We start from the raw sequence: 17,687 nt of genomic DNA, 5'->3' as shown, positions 1-17,687 counted from the left end.
TCGCCAGGGCAGAGCCCTGGCCCATCGGGCTCACAGCCGCGCGGTGATCGTCGCCAGCACCGAGAACGGCGCGCCGGGCTGGTTGTTGAATTGATCGAACGGCTGCTCGATGTAGCGCCGGTCGGTCAGGTTGCGCAGGTTGATCGAGAACCGGGCGTGGTCGTTGACGTCGTAGAACACCGCCGCGTCGAGCCGGGCATAGCCGCCGACCGAGAAGCTGTTGTTCAGGTCACCGGCGCGGCGTCCGACATAGGTGATTCCGGCGCCGACGTTCCAGCCGAGCAGGAAGCCCTCCTGGAACTGGTAGGTCGACCAGATGCTGCCGCTGAAGGCTGGCGCGCCGATCAGCCGATTGCCCACCGCGAAGGTGGTGTCCTTCGTGATCCGGGCGTCGAGGAAGCTGACTCCGCCAATTACCTTCCAGCCGGGCAGGATCTGGCCGGCAAGGTCGGCCTCGACGCCCTTGGAGCGCTGCTGCCCGGTGATCACCGAAAACTGGGCGTTGTTCGGGTCAGTGGCGGCAACGTTGTTGCGGGTGATGCGGAACGCCGCCATCGACAGTGTCAGGTCCGGGGTTAAGTCGAGCCGGCTGCCGACCTCATATTGTTCGCCCGTCTCAGGCGGTGGGGTGGTGACATTGAGGACGTTGGCGATCTGCGGCTTGAACGAGGTCGTGTAGCTCGCATAGAGCGTCAGCGGATCTACGGGCCGGTAGATGAGGCCGACCCGGGGTGATGTGCCGGATAGCTGCTGCTCGGGCGGTATCGTGCGCGAGGTCGGCGTGCGGTTGAAGTAGAACTGCGTGCCGGTGTCGTAGCGGATTCCGACGAGCAATTGCAGGCCGAGGCCGAGATCGATCTGATCCTGGACGTAGAGGCCGTTGAGCTCGTTCTTCTGCTTGAGATCACCCTGTAACTGCAGGCCGACGAGCGTGGCTCCGGGAACCGGTGTCAGGAAGTTCACCGACGGGAAGTTCGTGCTCTGCGTCGTGTAGGAATGCCGGTAGCCGTTGGTGTACTCGACGCCGGCGAGCATGGTGTGCCGCAGGCCCAGCAGATCGAACTTGGCCACGACCTCGCTCTGGCTGTCGACGGCGGCGTAGGTCGAGTAGCCCGCGGTCTCGCGCCGCGTCACCAGGGTCCTGGTATTGTTCAAGCCGGTGGCGCGGGTGGCCAGGAAGTCGAACCCACCCCACTGCACATTGAGCACCTCCCGCAGGGTGATGTTGGCGTTGAGATCGTGCTCGACCTTCAGCAGGCCGAAATTGGCGTAGCCGTTGTAGCGGGAGAACGGTTCGCCGTAGTAGCGCGCGATGTTGTCGAGCGGCACGCGGCCGTTCCGGGCGACGAGCCCCTCATCGTACTGCGTGTCGACCCGGGTGAACTCGCCGAGGAAGCTGACCCGCGTGTCCGGGCTCGGATTCCAGCTGAAGGCGGGGGCCACGAAGGTGCGGGAATTGTCCCGACCGTAGACGTTGCGGAAGGTCGGGTCCGACTGGCCGGCGAAGCTCAGGCGCCCGGCGAGCCCGTCCACGCCCTCGATCGCACTCGACACCGAGCCCTGCACCCGCCGGAAGCCGAAGCTGCCGCCCTGAACGTTGATGTCGCCGGAGGGCACGAGGGTCGGCTGCCGGGTCACGATGTTGATGAGGCCGCCCGGATCGCCGCGCCCGTACAGGACCGAGGCCGGTCCCTTCAGCACCTCGATCCGCTCGACATCCGCCAGATCGCGGGTGACCGAGGAGAAGGTGCCGGCCTGATTCAGGAGTACGCCGTCGATGGCGTAGGTCTGGGTCCGGAAACCGCGGATGATGAAGGTGTCGCTTCGGCCCTGGATCGTGCCACCGGGCTGGACGCTGCTGACGTTCTGCAACGCGTCGCTCAGGCGGATGTCCTGCTGGTCGACCAGCAAGTCCCGCGGCACCACCTGCACCGATTGCGGCGTGTCGCGCAGGGGCGTGTCGGTGCGGGTCGCGGTGGCCGAGCGGGTGGCCCGGTAGCCGATCACCGGGCCGCCGGCTCGCTCCACCGCGGGTCCGTTGCCGGTGACGCTCAGTTCCGAAAGTGCGATTTCGTCGGCTGAGCTATTGATCTCCGCCCGAACCGCAGTCGCTGAAACCGCGAGCCATGATGTCGTGAGGGCGGTTCCGAGGAAAAGACTGTTCTTCTGGATGCCCGCAATGCTGTGAAAGATGTCAGCGCCGACCCGGACCATAGTTTAGAATCGCTCTCAAGAAGATCCGTGCCGCCACGGCATGGTGATCCTTGAGGGAAACGGCTGTCCTTTTTCAATGATGGCCCGCGGAGCGATGCGTCGAATCGGCCGGAACTTTCCGGACGTGGCCGGGCAGTCACATTATCACATTGGAACAATTTAATTTTTCGGCGTCGAACTGCAGGAAAATTCAGGCTGCAGAGGCAAGACGCTCGAAACGTGTAGACTGGCCCTTGGCCCTCGCGTCCTGCAACGCGAGGGCAGATCGTTCGCGCAGGCGGCGACGCGCACCACCCGCGCGGGTCGCATCAACCCTGCGTGGCCGGCTTCAGGGCGCCGGTGCGCTCGTGGAAGTCCGGACCGTTGGTGGTCCGCGCCACGTGCCCGGCCCGGATCAGGTAGTCGCCGAAATGCTCGCCCGGCTGCCGGCCCTTCGCGTAGTCGGCAAACAGCGGGTCGAGGGTGCCGCGGATCTCGGAGGCCGCCACGTCCTCCTTGTAGAGCTTGCTGAGCCGCGAACCGTCATGGGCGGCGCCGAGATAGAGATGGTAGCGCTCGGGACCACGGCCCACGAGGCCGATCTCGGAGATGAACGGCCGGGCGCAGCCGTTCGGGCAACCGGTGGAGCGGATCGTGATCTCCTCCTCGGCCAGCCCGTGGGACGCGAGGCTCTCCTCCAGCTCGGTCATCAGATCCGGCAGGTAGCGCTCGCTCTCGGCGAGCGCCAAGCCGCAGGTCGGCAGAGCCACACAGGCCATCGAGTTGCGCCGGAGCGCGCTCGCGCCCCGCGTCAGCCCGTATTCGTCGACCAGGGCGTCGATCTCGGCCCGCTTCTCGGCCGGGACGTTGGCGATGATCACGTTCTGGTTGCCGGTGAGGCGGAAATCACCCTGATGCACCTCGGCGATGCGCCGCAGCCCCGTGAGGAATTGCGGCCCGTCCTCGATGTCCTTGATCCGGCCCGAGGGCACGTACAGGGTGAGATGGAAGCGCCCGTCATCGCCCGCGACCCAGCCGTAGCGGTCGCCGTTATTGGTGAACGTGTAGGGCTTCGGCGCGCCGAGTTTCTTGCCGATCCGCTTCTCCACCTCGGCCCGGAAGGCGTCGAGGCCGTAGCGCTCGATCGTGTACTTGAGCCGGGCGTTCTTGCGGTTCTTGCGGTTGCCCCAGTCGCGCTGGACGGTCATCACCGCCTCGGCGACCGTGATGGCATCCTCGGGGGCGACGAAGCCCATCACGTCGGCGGTGCGCGGGAAGGTGTCGGGCTCGCCGTGGGTCATGCCCATGCCGCCGCCGACCGTCACGTTCCAGCCGGTGACCGTGTTCTTCTTGTCGAGGATCGCGATGAAGCCGAGATCGTGGGCGAAGATGTCGACCTCGTTGGAGGGCGGCACCGCGATCACGGTCTTGAACTTCCGCGGCAGGTAGGTCCGGCCGTAGACCGGCTCGACCTCGGCCTCGTCCTCACCGCCGACCACGCGCTCGCCGTCGAGCCAGATCTCGCGCCACGCGCTGGTCTTCGGCAGCAGCGAATCGGAGATGTCCTTGGCGAGCTGGTAGGCGGCCTTGTGGGCCCCGACCTGGGCCGGGTTGGTCGCCGCCATGACGTTGCGGTTGACGTCGCCGCAGGCCGCGATCGTGTCGAGAAGTGCCGCGTCGATGGCCGCCATCGTGCGCTTCAGGTTCGCCTTGATCACGCCGTGATACTGGAAGGTCTGGCGCGTCGTCGCCCGCAGGGCGCTGCCTGCATAGGTCACGGCGATGTGGTCCAGCGCCAGCCACTGCTTCGGGGTGATGACGCCGCCGGCGATGCGCAGGCGGATCATGAAGCTGTAGGCCTTGTCGAGCTTCTTCTTGGTCCGCTCGGGGCGCAGGTCGCGGTCGTCCTGCATGTACATCCCGTGGAACTTCACGAGCTGCCCGTCATCCTCCGAGATCGCCCCGGTGGCGTGCTTCAGGAGCCCGTCCGCGAGGGTGCCGCGGAGATAGCCGCTGGCGATCTTGATGTGCTCGTTGGCGGCGAGCTGGGCCGCGCGGGCGGCCTCGGCGTCGGTGATCGGCCGCTCGGTGGGCGGGGTCTCGTAGACGCGCTTGGCCGGGGCGGAGGCCGAGCTGGCGACCGGGGTCTCGGCGGCGTCGCGGGGGCTGTGGTCGTCCATGGGATGAATCCGTCTGTCTAGAACGCGTCTCCCTCCCCGTAAGGAGGGTACCGGGCGAAGCGCTTGGCGGTTCACGGTGGCGCGGGATTCGTGACAATCCCCCTCTCCCCTGTGGGAAAGGGATGGAGTGAGGGATGCACCCTCCCCGGACAGACCTGATCCCTCACCCTGTCCCTCTCCCGCACGGGAGAGGGGACCCGCGCCTCGTCCTGCTCCGCTGCACTCGATCCTGCGGCCTCGGAAGGCCGGTCCGTTAGTAAACGTCCTGCTGGTAGCGGTGGCTGCGCTCCAAAGCCGCGACCTGCGCCTCCGCATCGGCTGCGCTTAGATTCTTGACTGTCTCGTAGGCCTTGACCACCGCGGCGCGCACGTCCTTGGCCATGTTCTTGGCATCGCCGCAGACGTAGAAATGGGCGCCGCCGTCCAGCCAGGAGACCAGGTCCTTGGCGTTCTGGACGATCCGATCCTGCACGTAGATCTTTTCCGGCTGGTCCCGCGAGAAGGCCACGTCGATCTTGGTGAGCGACCGGTCCTCCAGGGCGTCTTGCCATTCGAGCTGGTACAGGAAGTCGTGCAGGAAGTGCCGGTCGCCGAAGAACAGCCAGGACCGTCCTGGCGCCTCGATCGCCCGGCGCTCCTGCACGAAGGCGCGGAACGGCGCGACGCCGGTGCCGGGGCCGACCATGATGATGTCGGTGGCCGGGTCCTGCGGCAGGCGAAAATGCCGGTTCGGCTTCAGCCGCACCCGCAGCTTCGCCCCGTCGCGGATCCGGTCGGCCACGTGGACCGAGGCGACGCCGGAGCGGGCGCGGCCGTGGGTCTCGTAGCGCACCGCCACGATGGCGAGGTGGACCTCGTCGCCCACCTCCTTGCGCGAGGAGGCGATGGAATAGGCCCGCGGCGGCAGCGGCCGGGTGATCGCGTTCACGTGCTCGGGCGTGAGCTTGGCGGGATAGGTCGTCAGCAGGTCGATCAGGTGCCGGCCCTCGATCCAGGCCTTGGCCTCGCCACTGTCGATCAGCTTCTGCGCGTCCGTATGGCCGGTGGCCTTCACGAAGCGCTCGATCGTGGCAGCCGAGAGCGTGGTGATGTCCCGCTCGGCGAGCAGCGCCTTGCGTAGGGCCTCGTCCCCCGAGAGGCCGGCGGCGTTCAGGATCTCGTCCACGAGCTGCGGATCGTTCTCGGGGAAGAGCTCCAGCGAATCGCCCGGCTCGTAGGCTGGGGCCCCGTCCTCGAAGGCGAGCGCGAGGTGGATCGTCTCCTTGTCGGAGCGCGAGGAGTTGAGGTTCACGTGCTCAACGACCTCGACCGCCAGGGGCTCGCGGCTCGGCTCGGCCTCGTCATCCTCGCCCGGCGCGGCGCGGGCGAAATCCACCGCCACGACGTTGTCGGAGGTGTCCGCCGGGGCCAGCGCCTTCAGCGTGCTCTTGATCCAGTCGGCGGCGGGTTTCTCGAAGTCGAGGTCGAGGTCGGCGCGCTCGGCGACGCGCTTGCCGCCCAGAGCCTCGAAGCGCGCGTCGAGCGCCTTCCCGATGGCGCAGAACTCCACGTAGGAGGTGTCGCCGAGCGCCAGAACCGCGAACTCGACGCCGTCGAGGCGCGGGGCACCCTCCCCCATCAGCTCGCCATAGGCCCGCACGGCCCGGGCCGGCGGCTCGCCCTCGCCCCAGGTGGCCGCGATGGCGATGAGCTTGCCGGCCTTGGGCAGGGTCGCGAGGTCGAGGTCGGCGAAATCCACCACCTTCGGCTTGAAGCCCTGCTTGCGCGCGAGCTTGGCGATCGTGCCGGCCAGCGTCTCGGAATTCCCCGATTCGCTGGCGTAGATCACCGTCAGCGGCGCGGCGGCCTTGGGCGGCGCGGCCGGGACGGCGGCGGGATGGCCGCCCGCGGCGTCGAGCCCGGCGAGGAACCCGGCCAGCCACGCGCGCTGCGTGGGGCTCGCGGCGCCGAGCACCGCATCGAGACTGGCGCGCTCGCCATCCCCGAACGGGGCGGTGCGCGGAAGGAGATTCTGGCGGGACATTACCGGACCATGTCGGGGCCAACGCGGCCCGTGTCAATCGAGAGACGTTCTTTTTACAGAACGTACGGAGATTAGGAGATCACGTTCGCTGCGGTGCGGGAGAAGAGAAAATCATTCTCCTACAACCGCGAGCACGGGGCCGGTCCCGGGCAGGTGCCGCCCGTTCTTCGGTGGCGCCGGCAGGGGTAGGGCCGTGGTGGATTTCACCTTCTCCATGGCGAACCGGGAGGTGACGTTCTTGAGTGGCAGCACCGCGATCAGGTGCTTGTAGAAGCTGTCATACGCCTGCATGTCGGCGACCACGACGCGCAACATGTAATCCACGTCACCGGCCATCCGGTAGAACTCGAGCACCTCCGGCATCGCCGAGACGGTTGCGGCGAAGCGCTGCAGCCAGTCCTGCGAATGGTCCGCGGTCTCGATCGAGACGAAGACCGTCAGGCCGAGGCCGAGCTTCACCGGATCGAGCACCGCCACCCGCCGGTCGATCACCCCGTCGGCCTCCAGCTTCTGGATGCGCTTCCAGCACGGGGTCTGGGACAGGCCAACGCGCTCGCCGATCGCCGCGATGGACAGCGTCGCGTCCGTCTGCAGCAGGGCAAGAATCTTGAGGTCGATCGCGTCCAAGACTGTCTCCGTCGGATCCGTCCACGCGGCGCTGCCCGCGTTGGGTACAAGGTCTCTCAGGGGCCGTTAAGAAGATTTTTTCACCCGAGCGCCTTTGGGACTTAGGAAGGGCTGTGTGCAACCGCACGCCAGAGCCCGCCCTTAGGTCCCGCAAGCACGTCGAAGCGCCTTGACTTCGTTCGGTATAGCGAACATCTCGTCGGTTCGACAACAGGGTGCCGTCACGTGCCCGCCGTTTCCTCCACACGAACCCCGGGACATGCCGCGATGACCCGTCCGGACCGACAGATGGCCGAAGCCCTTGGGGCGCGGCTGTCCGGGCTCGACCTCCCAGGCCGGCTCCACCTGATCGCCGCCGAGATCCCTGGCCGCCTCGTCTTCACCACGAGCCTCGGCGTCGAGGATCAGGCGCTGACCCACGCGCTGGCCATGGCCAAGCTCGCCAACGGGCGCGTCGAGATCGTGACCCTCGATACCGGCCGCCTGTTCGCCGAGACCTACGACACCTGGGCCGAGACCGAATCGGCCTATGGGATCCGCATTGCCGCCTACGCCCCGGAGCGCGCGGCCGCGGAGGATTTCGTGCGGGACGAGGGGATCAACGGCTTCCGGCGTTCGGTCGCCGCCCGGCAGGCCTGCTGCGGCTTCCGCAAGGTCGAGCCGCTGGGCCGGGCGCTTGACGGCGCGAGTGGCTGGCTCACCGGCCTGCGGGCCGGCCAGTCGGCCAACCGCGCCGAGACGCCGCTCGCGGAGTTCGATGCCGCGCGCGGCCTGATCAAGCTGAACCCCCTGGCCGACTGGTCGCGGGCGCAGATCGACAGCTTCGTGCGCGACAACTTCGTGCCCTACAACGTCCTGCACGATCGCGGCTTCCCGTCGATCGGCTGCGCCCCCTGCACCCGCGCCGTGAAGCTCGGCGAGCCGGAGCGGGCCGGCCGCTGGTGGTGGGAACAGGAAGACAAGAAGGAATGTGGCCTGCATATCGGACGCCCCTTGGCGTCGGTGCAGCCGGGCCAGGAGGCCGCCGCGTTCGAGACCATCCAGACCGAGACCCATCGCCAGCCGGAGTTCGCCCGATGAGCGCCGCCCTCGCCGCCGCCGTGCAGCCGAGCGCCCCCACGCCCGCACAGACCGCCGATCGCCTCAGCCACCTCAAGCGGCTGGAGGCCGAGGCCATCCACATCTTCCGGGAGACGGTCGCCGAGACCGAGAACCCGGTGATGCTCTACTCGATCGGCAAGGATTCCTCCGTCCTGCTGCACCTCGCCCTCAAGGCGTTCGCGCCCGGGCGGCTGCCGTTCCCGCTGCTGCACGTCGACACCACGTGGAAGTTCCGCGAGATGATCGCGTTCCGCGATGCCCGCGCGAAGGAACTCGGCCTCGATCTCCTGATCCACACCAACCCGGACGGGCTCGCCCGTGGTGTCGGCCCGGTGAGCCACGGCTCCGAGGTCCACACCGACGTGATGAAGACCCAGGCGCTCCGGCAGGCGCTCGATCAGTACAAGTTCGATGCGGCCTTCGGCGGCGCGCGTCGTGACGAGGAGGCGAGCCGCGCCAAGGAGCGGATCATCTCGTTGCGCACCGCGCAGCACCGCTGGGACCCGAAGCGTCAGCGTGCCGAGCCCTGGCACCTCTACAATCTCAAGAAGAAGCGCGGCGAGTCCCTGCGGGTCTTCCCGCTGTCGAACTGGACCGAGCTCGACATCTGGCTCTACATCGAGCAGGAAAACATTCCGATCGTGCCGCTCTACTTCGCCAAGGAGCGGCCGGTGGTGGAGCGCGACGGCCAGCTCATCATGGTGGACGACGACCGGCTGCCGCTGGAGCCGGGCGAGACCCCGCAGCAGCGCCTTGTCCGCTTCCGCACGCTCGGCTGCTACCCGCTGACCGGTGCGGTCGAGAGCGATGCCGCCTCGCTGCCCGAGATCATCGGCGAGACGCTGGCGGCCCGCACCTCGGAGCGCCAGGGCCGGGTGATCGACAAGGACGGAGCCGGCGCCATGGAGCGCAAGAAGCAGGAGGGGTACTTCTGATGACCGTGCACCAGGCTCCCACGGCGTTTGCCGACCGCGTCGCCGGCTACGCGGCCTTCCTCACCGCCCACCGCAACAAGGCGGTGCTGCGCTTCATCGCCTGCGGCTCGGTGGATGACGGCAAGTCGACCCTGATCGGGCGGCTCCTGCACGACACCAAGCAGATCTTCGACGACCAGATCTCTGCGCTCCAGCGCGATTCGCGCAAGCATGGGACGCAGGGCGCCGAGGTGGATCTGGCGCTGCTGGTGGACGGCCTCCAAGCCGAGCGCGAGCAGGGCATCACCATCGACGTCGCCTACCGGTTCTTCTCCACCGACAAGCGCTCGTTCATCGTGGCCGATACCCCCGGCCACGAGCAGTACACCCGCAACATGGCCACCGGCGCCTCGACGGCCGATGTGGCGGTGATCCTGGTGGATGCCCGCCAGGGCCTGACCCGCCAGACGCGGCGCCACGCGCTGCTGGTGTCGAATCTCGGGATCCGCCGGGTGGTGCTAGCGGTGAACAAGATGGACCTCGCCGGCTGGGCGCAGGGCACGTTCGACGGCCTCGTGGCGGGTTTTTCGGACTTTGCCCGGGGTCTGAACTTCTCCGAGGTCAAGGCGATCCCGCTCTCGGCCAAGAACGGCGACAACGTCGTGGATCCGGGCATTGCGGCGCCCTGGTACACGGGCGGCACGCTGCTGAACTACCTGGAGACCGTGCCGGTCCACGCGGAGGCGCTCAACGCGCCGTTCCGGATGGCGGTGCAGTGGGTCAACCGGCCGAATTCCGAGTTCCGGGGCTATAGCGGCCGGATCGCCAGCGGCCGGGTCCGCCCGGGCGATGCGGTGACGATCCAGCCCTCCGGCCGAACCTCCACGGTGGCGCGGATCTACACCGCCGACGGCGACCTGCCCGAGGCCGGCGAGGACGAATCGGTCACCCTGGTGCTGGCCGATCAGATCGACGTCTCGCGCGGTCAGGTGATCGTGGCCTCCGACGCGCCGATGCGGGTCACCGAGACCTTGGACGCCCGCCTGTTCTGGGCGGCCGAGACCGATCTCAGTCCGGGTGCCAGCCTGTTCGCCAAGATCGGCACCGCCACGGTCACCGCGACGGTGGAGCGGATCGTCTCGCGCATCGATCCGGAGACCGGCAAGCCCGGCCCGGCCGAGCGGCTGTCGGCCAACGACATCGCGGACGTGAGCCTGCGCCTCGACCGGCCAGTGGCGGTGGATGCGTATGCAGAGAACCGCGAGACCGGCAGCCTGATCCTGATCGACCGCGAGACCACCGACACGGCGGCGCTCGGGCTGGTGCTGGCGCCGAAGTCAGAGACGGCCAAACCGGTATCTGCGTCCAAGGAAGCGGAAACCCCCGGTTTCCTGAGCCGCCTCGGCCGCCTGTTCGGACGCTGAAGTCCTGGTTTCAAAAGGTCTGAGACCTTTTGCGGGTGCAGGGCGGAGCCTTACTGGCGGGCTTCGCCCGATGGTCGGGCTTCGCCCGATCTGTCAGGGCTCTGCCCTGACGACCCGCCAAAGGGCTGAAGCCCTTTGGAAACCTGCTGTCACGCGGCCTGTGAAGCGGTGTTGAGCCCCCAAGCCTGCGCCAGCAACGCGTAGGAATCGTGCCGCGCCGCTTGGTCCGGAATCGCCGAGACGATCATCAGCTCGTCGGCCTGCGTCCGCGCGATCATGTCGGCGAGATGCGCCCGCAGAGTCTCGGGGCCGCCGACGTGCAGACGGTCGCGGCCGCGTTCGATCTGCCTCCGCTCGGCATCGGAATACGGATAGGCCAGCGCCTCGGCGAGGCTCGGCAGCGGCCGGTACTCGCCCCGCTCCCGACGCAGGGTCGCCAGGCGTGCACTGGCGGCCAGCCGCTCGGCCTCAGCGTCCGTGGGCGCGCAGATCGCCGCGACGGCCAGGATCGCGTGGGGCGTCGCGCCGAGCCGCGTCGGGCGGAACCCGCGGCGGTAGTCTAGCATCGGCGCCTCGGCCGGCATCCCGGAGAAGTGCTGCGCGAAGCCGAACCCGCAGCCGATCTCGCCCGCGAGCCGGGCGCTGTAATCGGACGAGCCCAGCAGGAAGATCGGCGGCAGCGGAACACCGGCCGGGCTCGCCGTAATCCGTCCGAACGGATGCCCCTCCGGGAAGCCGCCGTCCCAGAACAGCAATTCCTGCAGGCGGTCGAGGAAATCGTCACCCCCGCCCTCCCCCGGCGCCTCGCGGCGGCGCAAAGCCCGCGCGGTGACGCCGTCCGTGCCGGGCGCGCGCCCCAGGCCGAGATCGATCCGGCCGGGGAACAGCGCTTCCAGCACCCGGAAGCGCTCGGCCACCATCAGCGGCGCGTGGTTCGGCAGCATGATCCCGCCCGAGCCGACCCGGAGGTTGCGGGTCGCGGCGGCGATCTGGCCGATCATGATCTCGGGGGCCGGGCTGGCCACGTTGGGCAGCGCATGATGCTCGGCCAGCCAGTAGCGCCGGTAGCCGAGGCCATCGACGTGGCGGGCCAGCGCCAGGGTGTCATGCAGCGCCTGCGCCGGGGTGGATTCGGCGCTGACGAAGGAGAGATCGAGGACGGAGAGCGGGGTCATACCGGGAGAGATGGGGGCCAGGGCCGGCCGGTGCGAGGGCATGAGGGGCCGCTCGATCACACGGGTCACGGCGCCGGCTCGTCGTCCGCCCGGGCAGCCTGAAACAGCGCCTCGAAGTTGCGGCTGCCATAGAACACGTTGGTGATCGTCACCGACTCGGTTTCGACCCGATATGCGATGATGGCGGATCTCTCGAACGGCACGGTTCTCAGGCCGGGCTCCAGATCGCCGCGCGGACGCCCGCCATGGGGTGCATCGCCGATCCGATGGCAGCGCGCGATGATTCGCCGGATGAAGCCCTCGGCGACGCTTTGATCCTGGCTTGCGTGGAGCACGACGTGGAAGATGCCAGCGAGGTCCGCCTCTGCCTCGCCCTGGAACACGACGGGCAGCCTACGCACGCCGACGTTCGTCGCGTGTCTGAGCGAACAGGGCTTCCATGCGCGCTTCGACTTCCTCAAGGCTCAGCGGAGGCCGCGGATCGTCGAGGGAGCGCCGGATGCGGGCGCGGATAAGATCGAGCTGCTCGGCATTCTCGCGGCGCTGGCGTTGCAGCGCGTGCACGGCCTCGTCGAGCAGCGCGTCCACCGACGTGTACTCGCCGGCCTCGACGCTCTCGCGCACGGCGCGGAGCGTGTCCGGCGCCAGGGTGACGTTGATGGTCTCGCCCATCGGCAGGGCCTCCCGTTCCGTCCCGACCCGCAGGATCTTAGCAGACATCGCGGTTCCGCGCTCCACTGCGGCGTCCGCGCTTGCCGGCTCAGCGTCGCGGGCCTACGGTTCGCCGCGCCGCAAAACAGGCGGCGCCTGACCTCGACAATCCGGAGCATCGCACGCCATGGCTCTCCTCGCCGACGTCCTTTCGCGGGTGAAGCCGTCCGCGACGATCGTGATGACCCAGAAGGCCCGGGACCTGAAGGCGTCCGGCGTCGACGTCATCAGCCTGTCGGTGGGCGAGCCGGATTTCGACACGCCCGAGCACATCAAGCAGGCCGCGATCGAGGCCATCCACCGCAACGAGACCCGCTACCCGCCGGTCTCCGGCATCGCGCCCCTGCGCGAGGCGATCGTGCGCAAGTTCAAGCGTGAGAACGGGCTCGACTACAAGGTCTCGCAGACCATCGTGGGCACCGGCGGCAAGCAGGTGCTGTACAACGCCTTCCTAGCCACCCTGAACCCCGGCGACGAGGTGGTGATTCCCCGCCCCTACTGGGTGTCCTACCCGGAGATGGTCGGCCTGTGCGGCGGCACGCCGGTCTTCGCCGACACCGACATGGACCACGGCTTCAAGCTCCAGCCGGAGGAACTCGACCGGGTGCTGACCCCGAAGACCAAGTGGATCGTCCTCAACTCCCCCTCGAACCCGTCCGGGGCCGCCTATTCCCGCGCCGAGATGAAGGCGCTCACCGATGTGCTGCTCCGCTACCCGGACGTGCACATCCTGACCGACGACATCTACGAGCACCTGACCTACGGCGATTTCGAGTTCGTCACTCCGGCCCAGGTCGAGCCACAGCTGATTGAGCGGACGCTGACCATGAACGGCGTCTCGAAGGGCTACGCCATGACCGGCTGGCGGATCGGCTACGCGGCCGGGCCAGAGAAGCTGATCAAGGCGATGGACTTCGTCCAGGGCCAGCAGACCTCCGGCGCCAGCACGATCGCGCAGTGGGCCGCGGTCGCTGCCCTCGACGGGCCGCAGGATCATCTGGCGAAGTTCCGCGCGGCCTTCCAGGGCCGGCGCGACCTCGTGGTGTCGATGCTCAACCAGACCAATGGGTTGACCTGCCCGACGCCCGAGGGCGCGTTCTACGTCTACCCGTCCTGCGCGGCGCTGATCGGCAAGACGACCGAGTCCGGCAAGACCATCGAGACCGACGAGGATTTCGTCACGGAACTGCTCCAGGCCGAGGGCGTGGCCGCGGTGCACGGCTCGGCCTTCGGTCTCGGGCCGAACCTGCGGATCTCCTACGCCACCTCCAACGCGGTGCTGGAGGAGGCGTGCCGGCGTATCCAGCGGTTCTGTGGGTCGCTGCGGTAGGAGCTTCGGAGCGACCGACCTGAGAGCGACCGGCTGCTTACGGCAGTGGGTCGATCTTGGGATTGAGGAGGGGCACGCGGGCGGCCGTGAAATCCGCGGTGTTTCGCGTGACCAGTGTGAGACCGGAGACCAGGGCCGTCGCAGCGATCAGAAGATCGGGCTGCGGGAAGGTGTGCCCGCTCCGCCGGCCGTCATCGACGAGAAACCGCCAGCGTACCATCAACCTCTTCATCGACGGGCAGGGTGCGGCCGGTGAACATCGGCCGGAGTTGACGCGTCAGCCAATCGATCAACTCCGCCCGACGCGGCCCATCTCCGAGCCGCTCGATGCCGTATCGAAGCTCCGCGAAGGTCACGATGCTGACGTACAGCGCCTCGATCGGTTGAGCGGCGGCGAAGGCGACAACCCTCTGCTCCGGCCGCGGACGGCGAAGCTCGGACAGGACATTGGTGTCGAGCAGCCAGCTTTTCACAAATCGGCGTCATGGACGGACATCGTGACCGGTTCGGGTGCGAGGTCGACGTCGCGGTACGGGGAGGCCTGCAGGGCGTCGATCAGCTTCTGTCCCGACGCGGTTCCCGTAAGTCGGCGGAACTCCTCCGCCGAGATCACCACCACGGCTTCCTGATCCCCAACCGTCACATGTTGCGGTCCATCGCTCTGGACACGACGGATAAGCTCGCCGAAGCGGGCCTTTGCGTCCTTCTAGGGCCAGGACCCAGGTTGCCCGGCGGCGAGCGCGGCGGGATTGCTCATGCATGGAACGATACCGGCGCTGAACGGGGTCGTAAAGGAGCGTCCCGGCCTTGGCTGAGCTCATGCAGCTCGCCTAGTGTCGGGCAGTTCGTCGGATCGGAATAACCCCCATGCCCACCATCGCGGTGATCGCCCCCGGCGCCATGGGCAGCGCCATCGGGGCTCGGTTGTCCGAGCACGGCGCCCGGGTGCTGACCTCCCTCGACGGGCGCGGGTCTGCGAGCCACGCTCGAGCCGAGGCTGCCGGCATGATCCACGCCGCGGATGCCGATCTCGCCGCCGCGGACCTCCTGCTCTCGATCGTACCGCCCGCCGACGCGGAGGCCATGGCCCGCCGGCTCGCTCCCGCCCTCGCGGCGGCCCCACGCAAGCCGGTCTATATCGACGCCAATGCCGTCAGCCCGGAAACGGTCGGCCGCATTGCGGAGATCATCGCCGGTACGGGCGCGCCGTTCCTCGACGGGGCGATTCTGGGCCTGCCGCCGAAGCCCGGCAGCCAAGGGCCGCGCGTCTACGTCTCGGGCGCGGACACGGGCCCCGCGCAGATCCTGCGCGACCTCGGCCTCGACCTGCGCGTCTGCGCCGGCGGGATCGACGCCGCCTCCAGCCTGAAGATGAGCTATGCCGGCCTCAACAAGGGTCTCACGGCGCTGGCCGCCATCATGATCCTGGCCGCCGAGCGCGCCGGCGCCGGCGAGGCGCTGCTGGCCGAACTCGCCGAGAACGAGCCGGCGCTCCTCGCCCGGTTCGCCAAGGGCCTGCCCGGCATGGCGCCGAAGGCGTATCGCTGGGCACCCGAGATGGCGGAAATCGCCGATTTCCTGGGCCCGGACGCGGCCGGCCGGCAGGTCTTCGATGGCTATGCCGCGCTGTACCGGCACCTCGCCGCGGAGGCGGGTGGGTCCGACATCGCCGCGCTGATACGCTTCGCCGCGGCGGCGCAGGCGCGCTGATCGCCGCGGGGGCCGCCGAAACGGTCCCGCCTCTGTTGCCGGCTCGGCTGTCACCCTCTACACGGGCTCTCCCCAGCGGCCGATGCGCCTGAAGGTTTCGCGAGCCCGCTCGGGCCTGCATGGCGGCGGGGTCGGCAGTGACGGAGCGGTCCGGACCAGTTCTCTGGGCCGTTTCTGTGAGGCTCAGTGGGCCGAGTCGCTGCAGGAGTGTCGGGTGCGCGGGGAACAGGAACCGCGGATCCGGCGCAAGGCCCACATAGATTTCTCCCCTCGCCCGGCCCCTTGAGGAAGCGCGCTGCCCCGTTCCGGGACAGGTTTCGGTCCGGCGATTGCAGCTTCGTTCACGCTCCGCGGCGATGATGAATCGGGGCCGGGATCCGGTCCGGCGTAACCGCGTTCTCTCGGGCCTGACGACCATGCGAGCCCTGCTCACCAGCGGCATCAAGGCGATCCTGGCGGTCGCCGCCCTCTCGACGGCGGCGCACTGGACCCTGCGCGTCCAGCGCGAATCCACGGCGGCCCCGGTGCCGGTCGCCAGCCTTGCCGATCCGGTCGCCACGGGCTCCATCGAGCCACGCCCGATCGAGCGTCAAGCTGAGCGCTCTGTCGCGGCGGCCAGCATGCCGGCAGGCGCGACGCAGCCCGCGCCGCGTCCGGCTGTGGCATCGGGGCTCGACCAGTCGCATCTCGCGGCGCTGATCGCGGGGGCCGCGCCGGCCAAGCCGAAGGTCGCGAAGGCGACGACCCGGACCGCCTCCGCCGAGAAGGCCCCGGCGGTCGAGAAGGTCGCGGCCAAGCGGTGAGGCGCCGCCGGCCCGCATGACCGTGCCGGCTGCATGGTCCCCCTGCGCGGCGACGGATACCGAACCAAGGTCGAGGGTGGCACAAATACCGGCCTCCACCGGGATTTGGCAGGCATGAACACGCAGGTCGCGACGTCCGTCACCGATGACATCGCGCCCGCGCAGGCCGCTGCCGAGATGGCCCTGGCCGGCCGCCGACGGCTTGTCGGCATCGCCCTCATGTGCGGGGCCGTCGCGTTCTTCGCGAGCCTCGACGCAAGCGCCAAGACCCTGGCGCGGGCCGGGGTCGACCCGCTGGTCACCACCTTCATGCGCTACGCGGCGAGCGTCGCGATGATCTCGCTGTTCGTCAACCCGGTGCGTACCCCGGGCGTGGTGAAGAGCCGGCGGCTGACGCTCCAGATCGTCCGCTCGCTGCTGCTGTTCGCTTCGACGGCCCTGAACTTCCTGGCGTTGCGCTACCTGCAGATGGCCGAGACGATCTCGATCCAGTTCGCCGCGCCGCTCACTGTGGCGCTGCTCGCCGGACCGCTGCTCGGCGAGTGGTCCTCCCGGGCGCGGATGGCGGCGATCGGCGTCGGCTTCCTGGGCGTGCTGGTGATCGTGCGGCCGGGAATCGGCGGGATGCACCCGGCCGCCCTGCTCTGCCTGGCCAACGTCGTGGTCTACGCCTTCTACGCGATCATCACGCGCAAGCTCGCGGCCTACGATTCCACCGCGACGACCATGTTCTACACCGGGCTCGCGGGCCTCGCGCTGATGGCGCCGCTCCTGCCGTGGATCTGGACGAGCCCGGCGAGCCTGACCCACTGGGCATTGCTGATCGGCGTCGCGCTGTTCGGAACGCTCGGCCATTGGCTCCTGGTGATGGCCCATGCCCGCGCGCCGGCCAACGTGCTGGCGCCGTTCATCTACACCCAGCTGCTCTGGTCGGTGACGCTGGGCTTCCTGCTGTTCGGCGACGTGCCGAGCCGCTGGACCGTGGCGGGCGCCATGATCGTGGTCGGCTCAGGATTATACCTCCTGGCGCAGGAGACGATCCGCCGGGACGGGCGGCCGGCCGCCTGAGGCGACCGGCCGGATCGAATCAGCGGCCGCGGCGCTCCTGACGCTCCATCCGCTCCTCGCGGCGCTCTTCCCGGGCGCGGCGGGCCGGATCGGGATCGGTGCCGAGCACTCCGCCGACCGTGCCGGTGGCCGCGCCGACGGCACCGCCGACAATGCCGCCGACCGGGCCGGCCGCAGCCGAGCCGTCCTCGACGCCGCGCTGGGCGCCGCGGGCCGTGCCCTGGGCCTGTGCGGCCCCCGCGAAGGCGAGGGGTGCGAGGGCGAGGGTCGCGATCAGAAGCTTCTTCATAGGTTCATCTCCCGGATCTGGGTCTGGGTCGGCTCCGCGCCGCCTCGGCGAGCGGAGGGTGTGCCTATCAACGGTTCAGGCGCCGAATGGTCCCATCCTGTTTCACGGGCGCGTGATCGGCGCTGCCGCTGGCCTCGCG

Annotated in this window: 16 protein-coding genes and 1 pseudogene; 7 read left to right on the top strand and 10 right to left on the bottom strand. The window is 68.8% G+C overall.

What is annotated here, in order from left to right; genetic code table 11:
* Positions 1-30 precede the first annotated feature (30 nt).
* From MKK84_RS11865 to MKK84_RS11850, 4 genes are all read right to left on the bottom strand, one after another.
* Positions 31-2,214 carry a TonB-dependent siderophore receptor gene (locus MKK84_RS11865; RefSeq protein WP_243919953.1) on the bottom strand — a complete coding sequence of 728 codons (2,184 nt, stop codon included), beginning with the start codon at positions 2,212-2,214 and terminating at the stop codon, positions 31-33.
* Positions 2,215-2,522: 308 nt separating this feature from the next.
* Positions 2,523-4,373, bottom strand: coding sequence for an NADPH-dependent assimilatory sulfite reductase hemoprotein subunit (locus tag MKK84_RS11860; RefSeq protein ID WP_243919951.1), 1,851 nt, complete (start codon positions 4,371-4,373; stop codon positions 2,523-2,525).
* Positions 4,374-4,626: 253 nt separating this feature from the next.
* Positions 4,627-6,396 carry a sulfite reductase flavoprotein subunit alpha gene (locus MKK84_RS11855; RefSeq protein WP_243919949.1) on the bottom strand — a complete coding sequence of 590 codons (1,770 nt, stop codon included), beginning with the start codon at positions 6,394-6,396 and terminating at the stop codon, positions 4,627-4,629.
* Positions 6,397-6,507: 111 nt separating this feature from the next.
* Entirely contained in the window at positions 6,508-7,023 is a 516-nt protein-coding gene (locus MKK84_RS11850; RefSeq protein ID WP_161393443.1) for an Lrp/AsnC family transcriptional regulator, read from the bottom strand.
* Between the two features lie 267 nt (positions 7,024-7,290).
* On the opposite strand from MKK84_RS11850, the gene MKK84_RS11845 reads away from it, so the two are divergent.
* The 3 genes from MKK84_RS11845 to cysN are packed head-to-tail and all read left to right on the top strand — an operon-like array spanning position 7,291 to position 10,462.
* Positions 7,291-8,103: a phosphoadenylyl-sulfate reductase gene (locus MKK84_RS11845; protein WP_243919947.1), complete on the top strand. Its 813-nt coding sequence runs from the start codon at positions 7,291-7,293 to the stop codon at positions 8,101-8,103.
* The gene (cysD, locus tag MKK84_RS11840) at positions 8,100-9,059 is read left to right on the top strand and encodes a sulfate adenylyltransferase subunit CysD (protein ID WP_243919946.1); all 960 of its coding nucleotides are present in this window, start codon (positions 8,100-8,102) and stop codon (positions 9,057-9,059) included. Before MKK84_RS11845 ends, cysD begins: the two co-directional genes overlap by 4 nt.
* Entirely contained in the window at positions 9,059-10,462 is a 1,404-nt protein-coding gene (gene cysN / locus MKK84_RS11835) for a sulfate adenylyltransferase subunit CysN (protein ID WP_243919944.1), read from the top strand. The genes cysD and cysN overlap by 1 nt, the downstream gene beginning before the upstream one ends.
* A gap of 149 nt (positions 10,463-10,611) precedes the next feature.
* Here the strand turns inward: cysN and MKK84_RS11830 are convergent, their stop codons facing one another.
* The 3 genes from MKK84_RS11830 to MKK84_RS11820 form a co-directional block, all read right to left on the bottom strand.
* Complete coding sequence (locus tag MKK84_RS11830; protein WP_243919991.1) at positions 10,612-11,637, bottom strand: LLM class flavin-dependent oxidoreductase; 1,026 nt, start codon at positions 11,635-11,637, stop codon at positions 10,612-10,614.
* A gap of 65 nt (positions 11,638-11,702) precedes the next feature.
* Positions 11,703-12,038: a type II toxin-antitoxin system RelE/ParE family toxin gene (locus MKK84_RS11825; RefSeq protein ID WP_243919942.1), complete on the bottom strand. Its 336-nt coding sequence runs from the start codon at positions 12,036-12,038 to the stop codon at positions 11,703-11,705.
* Positions 12,031-12,357 (bottom strand): type II toxin-antitoxin system ParD family antitoxin, encoded by a 327-nt coding sequence (locus MKK84_RS11820; protein WP_243919940.1) that lies wholly within the window; start codon positions 12,355-12,357, stop codon positions 12,031-12,033. The genes MKK84_RS11825 and MKK84_RS11820 overlap by 8 nt, the downstream gene beginning before the upstream one ends.
* A gap of 118 nt (positions 12,358-12,475) precedes the next feature.
* On the opposite strand from MKK84_RS11820, the gene MKK84_RS11815 reads away from it, so the two are divergent.
* The gene (locus tag MKK84_RS11815; protein WP_243919938.1) at positions 12,476-13,678 is read left to right on the top strand and encodes a pyridoxal phosphate-dependent aminotransferase; all 1,203 of its coding nucleotides are present in this window, start codon (positions 12,476-12,478) and stop codon (positions 13,676-13,678) included.
* A 191-nt stretch (positions 13,679-13,869) separates the two neighbouring features.
* Here the strand turns inward: MKK84_RS11815 and MKK84_RS11810 are convergent, their stop codons facing one another.
* Complete coding sequence (locus tag MKK84_RS11810; RefSeq protein WP_243919936.1) at positions 13,870-14,151, bottom strand: PIN domain-containing protein; 282 nt, start codon at positions 14,149-14,151, stop codon at positions 13,870-13,872.
* Positions 14,148-14,369 (bottom strand): annotated as a pseudogene (locus tag MKK84_RS11805) (type II toxin-antitoxin system prevent-host-death family antitoxin); the annotation flags it as partial. The pseudogene MKK84_RS11805 and the gene MKK84_RS11810, both read right to left, overlap by 4 nt.
* A 176-nt stretch (positions 14,370-14,545) precedes the next feature.
* On the opposite strand from MKK84_RS11805, the gene MKK84_RS11800 reads away from it, so the two are divergent.
* The 3 genes from MKK84_RS11800 to MKK84_RS11790 all read left to right on the top strand — a co-directional run bounded on the left by MKK84_RS11800 (position 14,546) and on the right by MKK84_RS11790 (position 17,259).
* The gene (locus tag MKK84_RS11800; RefSeq protein ID WP_243919934.1) at positions 14,546-15,388 is read left to right on the top strand and encodes a DUF1932 domain-containing protein; all 843 of its coding nucleotides are present in this window, start codon (positions 14,546-14,548) and stop codon (positions 15,386-15,388) included.
* Positions 15,389-15,804: 416 nt separating this feature from the next.
* Positions 15,805-16,191, top strand: a complete 387-nt coding sequence (locus MKK84_RS11795; protein ID WP_243919932.1) for a hypothetical protein — start codon at positions 15,805-15,807, stop codon at positions 16,189-16,191.
* Positions 16,192-16,305: 114 nt separating this feature from the next.
* Positions 16,306-17,259 (top strand): DMT family transporter, encoded by a 954-nt coding sequence (locus MKK84_RS11790; RefSeq protein ID WP_243919929.1) that lies wholly within the window; start codon positions 16,306-16,308, stop codon positions 17,257-17,259.
* Between the two features lie 19 nt (positions 17,260-17,278).
* On the opposite strand, the gene MKK84_RS11785 is transcribed toward MKK84_RS11790, so the two are convergent.
* Complete coding sequence (locus MKK84_RS11785) at positions 17,279-17,548, bottom strand: hypothetical protein (RefSeq protein ID WP_243919928.1); 270 nt, start codon at positions 17,546-17,548, stop codon at positions 17,279-17,281.
* Between the last annotated feature and the right edge of the window lie 139 nt (positions 17,549-17,687).

This window comes from Methylobacterium sp. E-065, assembly GCF_022829605.1.
In the GTDB taxonomy this organism is placed as follows: Bacteria; Pseudomonadota; Alphaproteobacteria; order Rhizobiales; family Beijerinckiaceae; genus Methylobacterium.
The sequence above is the reverse complement of the archived record's forward strand: the minus strand, read 5'-3'. Positions and strand labels throughout refer to the sequence as shown.

Bases quoted from the DNA above. Each gene is read 5' to 3' on its own strand.
- cysD (WP_243919946.1), top strand. From the start codon at position 8,100: ATGAGCGCCGCCCTCGCCGCCGCCGTGCAGCCGAGCGCCCCCACGCCC.
- MKK84_RS11865 (WP_243919953.1), bottom strand. From the start codon at position 2,214: ATGGTCCGGGTCGGCGCTGACATCTTTCACAGCATTGCGGGCATCCAG.
- MKK84_RS11830 (WP_243919991.1), bottom strand. From the start codon at position 11,637: ATGACCCCGCTCTCCGTCCTCGATCTCTCCTTCGTCAGCGCCGAATCC.
- MKK84_RS11815 (WP_243919938.1), top strand. From the start codon at position 12,476: ATGGCTCTCCTCGCCGACGTCCTTTCGCGGGTGAAGCCGTCCGCGACG.
- MKK84_RS11795 (WP_243919932.1), top strand. From the start codon at position 15,805: ATGCGAGCCCTGCTCACCAGCGGCATCAAGGCGATCCTGGCGGTCGCC.
- MKK84_RS11785 (WP_243919928.1), bottom strand. From the start codon at position 17,548: ATGAAGAAGCTTCTGATCGCGACCCTCGCCCTCGCACCCCTCGCCTTC.
- cysN (WP_243919944.1), top strand. From the start codon at position 9,059: ATGACCGTGCACCAGGCTCCCACGGCGTTTGCCGACCGCGTCGCCGGC.
- MKK84_RS11860 (WP_243919951.1), bottom strand. From the start codon at position 4,373: ATGGACGACCACAGCCCCCGCGACGCCGCCGAGACCCCGGTCGCCAGC.
- MKK84_RS11790 (WP_243919929.1), top strand. From the start codon at position 16,306: ATGAACACGCAGGTCGCGACGTCCGTCACCGATGACATCGCGCCCGCG.
- MKK84_RS11845 (WP_243919947.1), top strand. From the start codon at position 7,291: ATGACCCGTCCGGACCGACAGATGGCCGAAGCCCTTGGGGCGCGGCTG.
- MKK84_RS11800 (WP_243919934.1), top strand. From the start codon at position 14,546: ATGCCCACCATCGCGGTGATCGCCCCCGGCGCCATGGGCAGCGCCATC.
- MKK84_RS11820 (WP_243919940.1), bottom strand. From the start codon at position 12,357: ATGTCTGCTAAGATCCTGCGGGTCGGGACGGAACGGGAGGCCCTGCCG.
- MKK84_RS11855 (WP_243919949.1), bottom strand. From the start codon at position 6,396: ATGTCCCGCCAGAATCTCCTTCCGCGCACCGCCCCGTTCGGGGATGGC.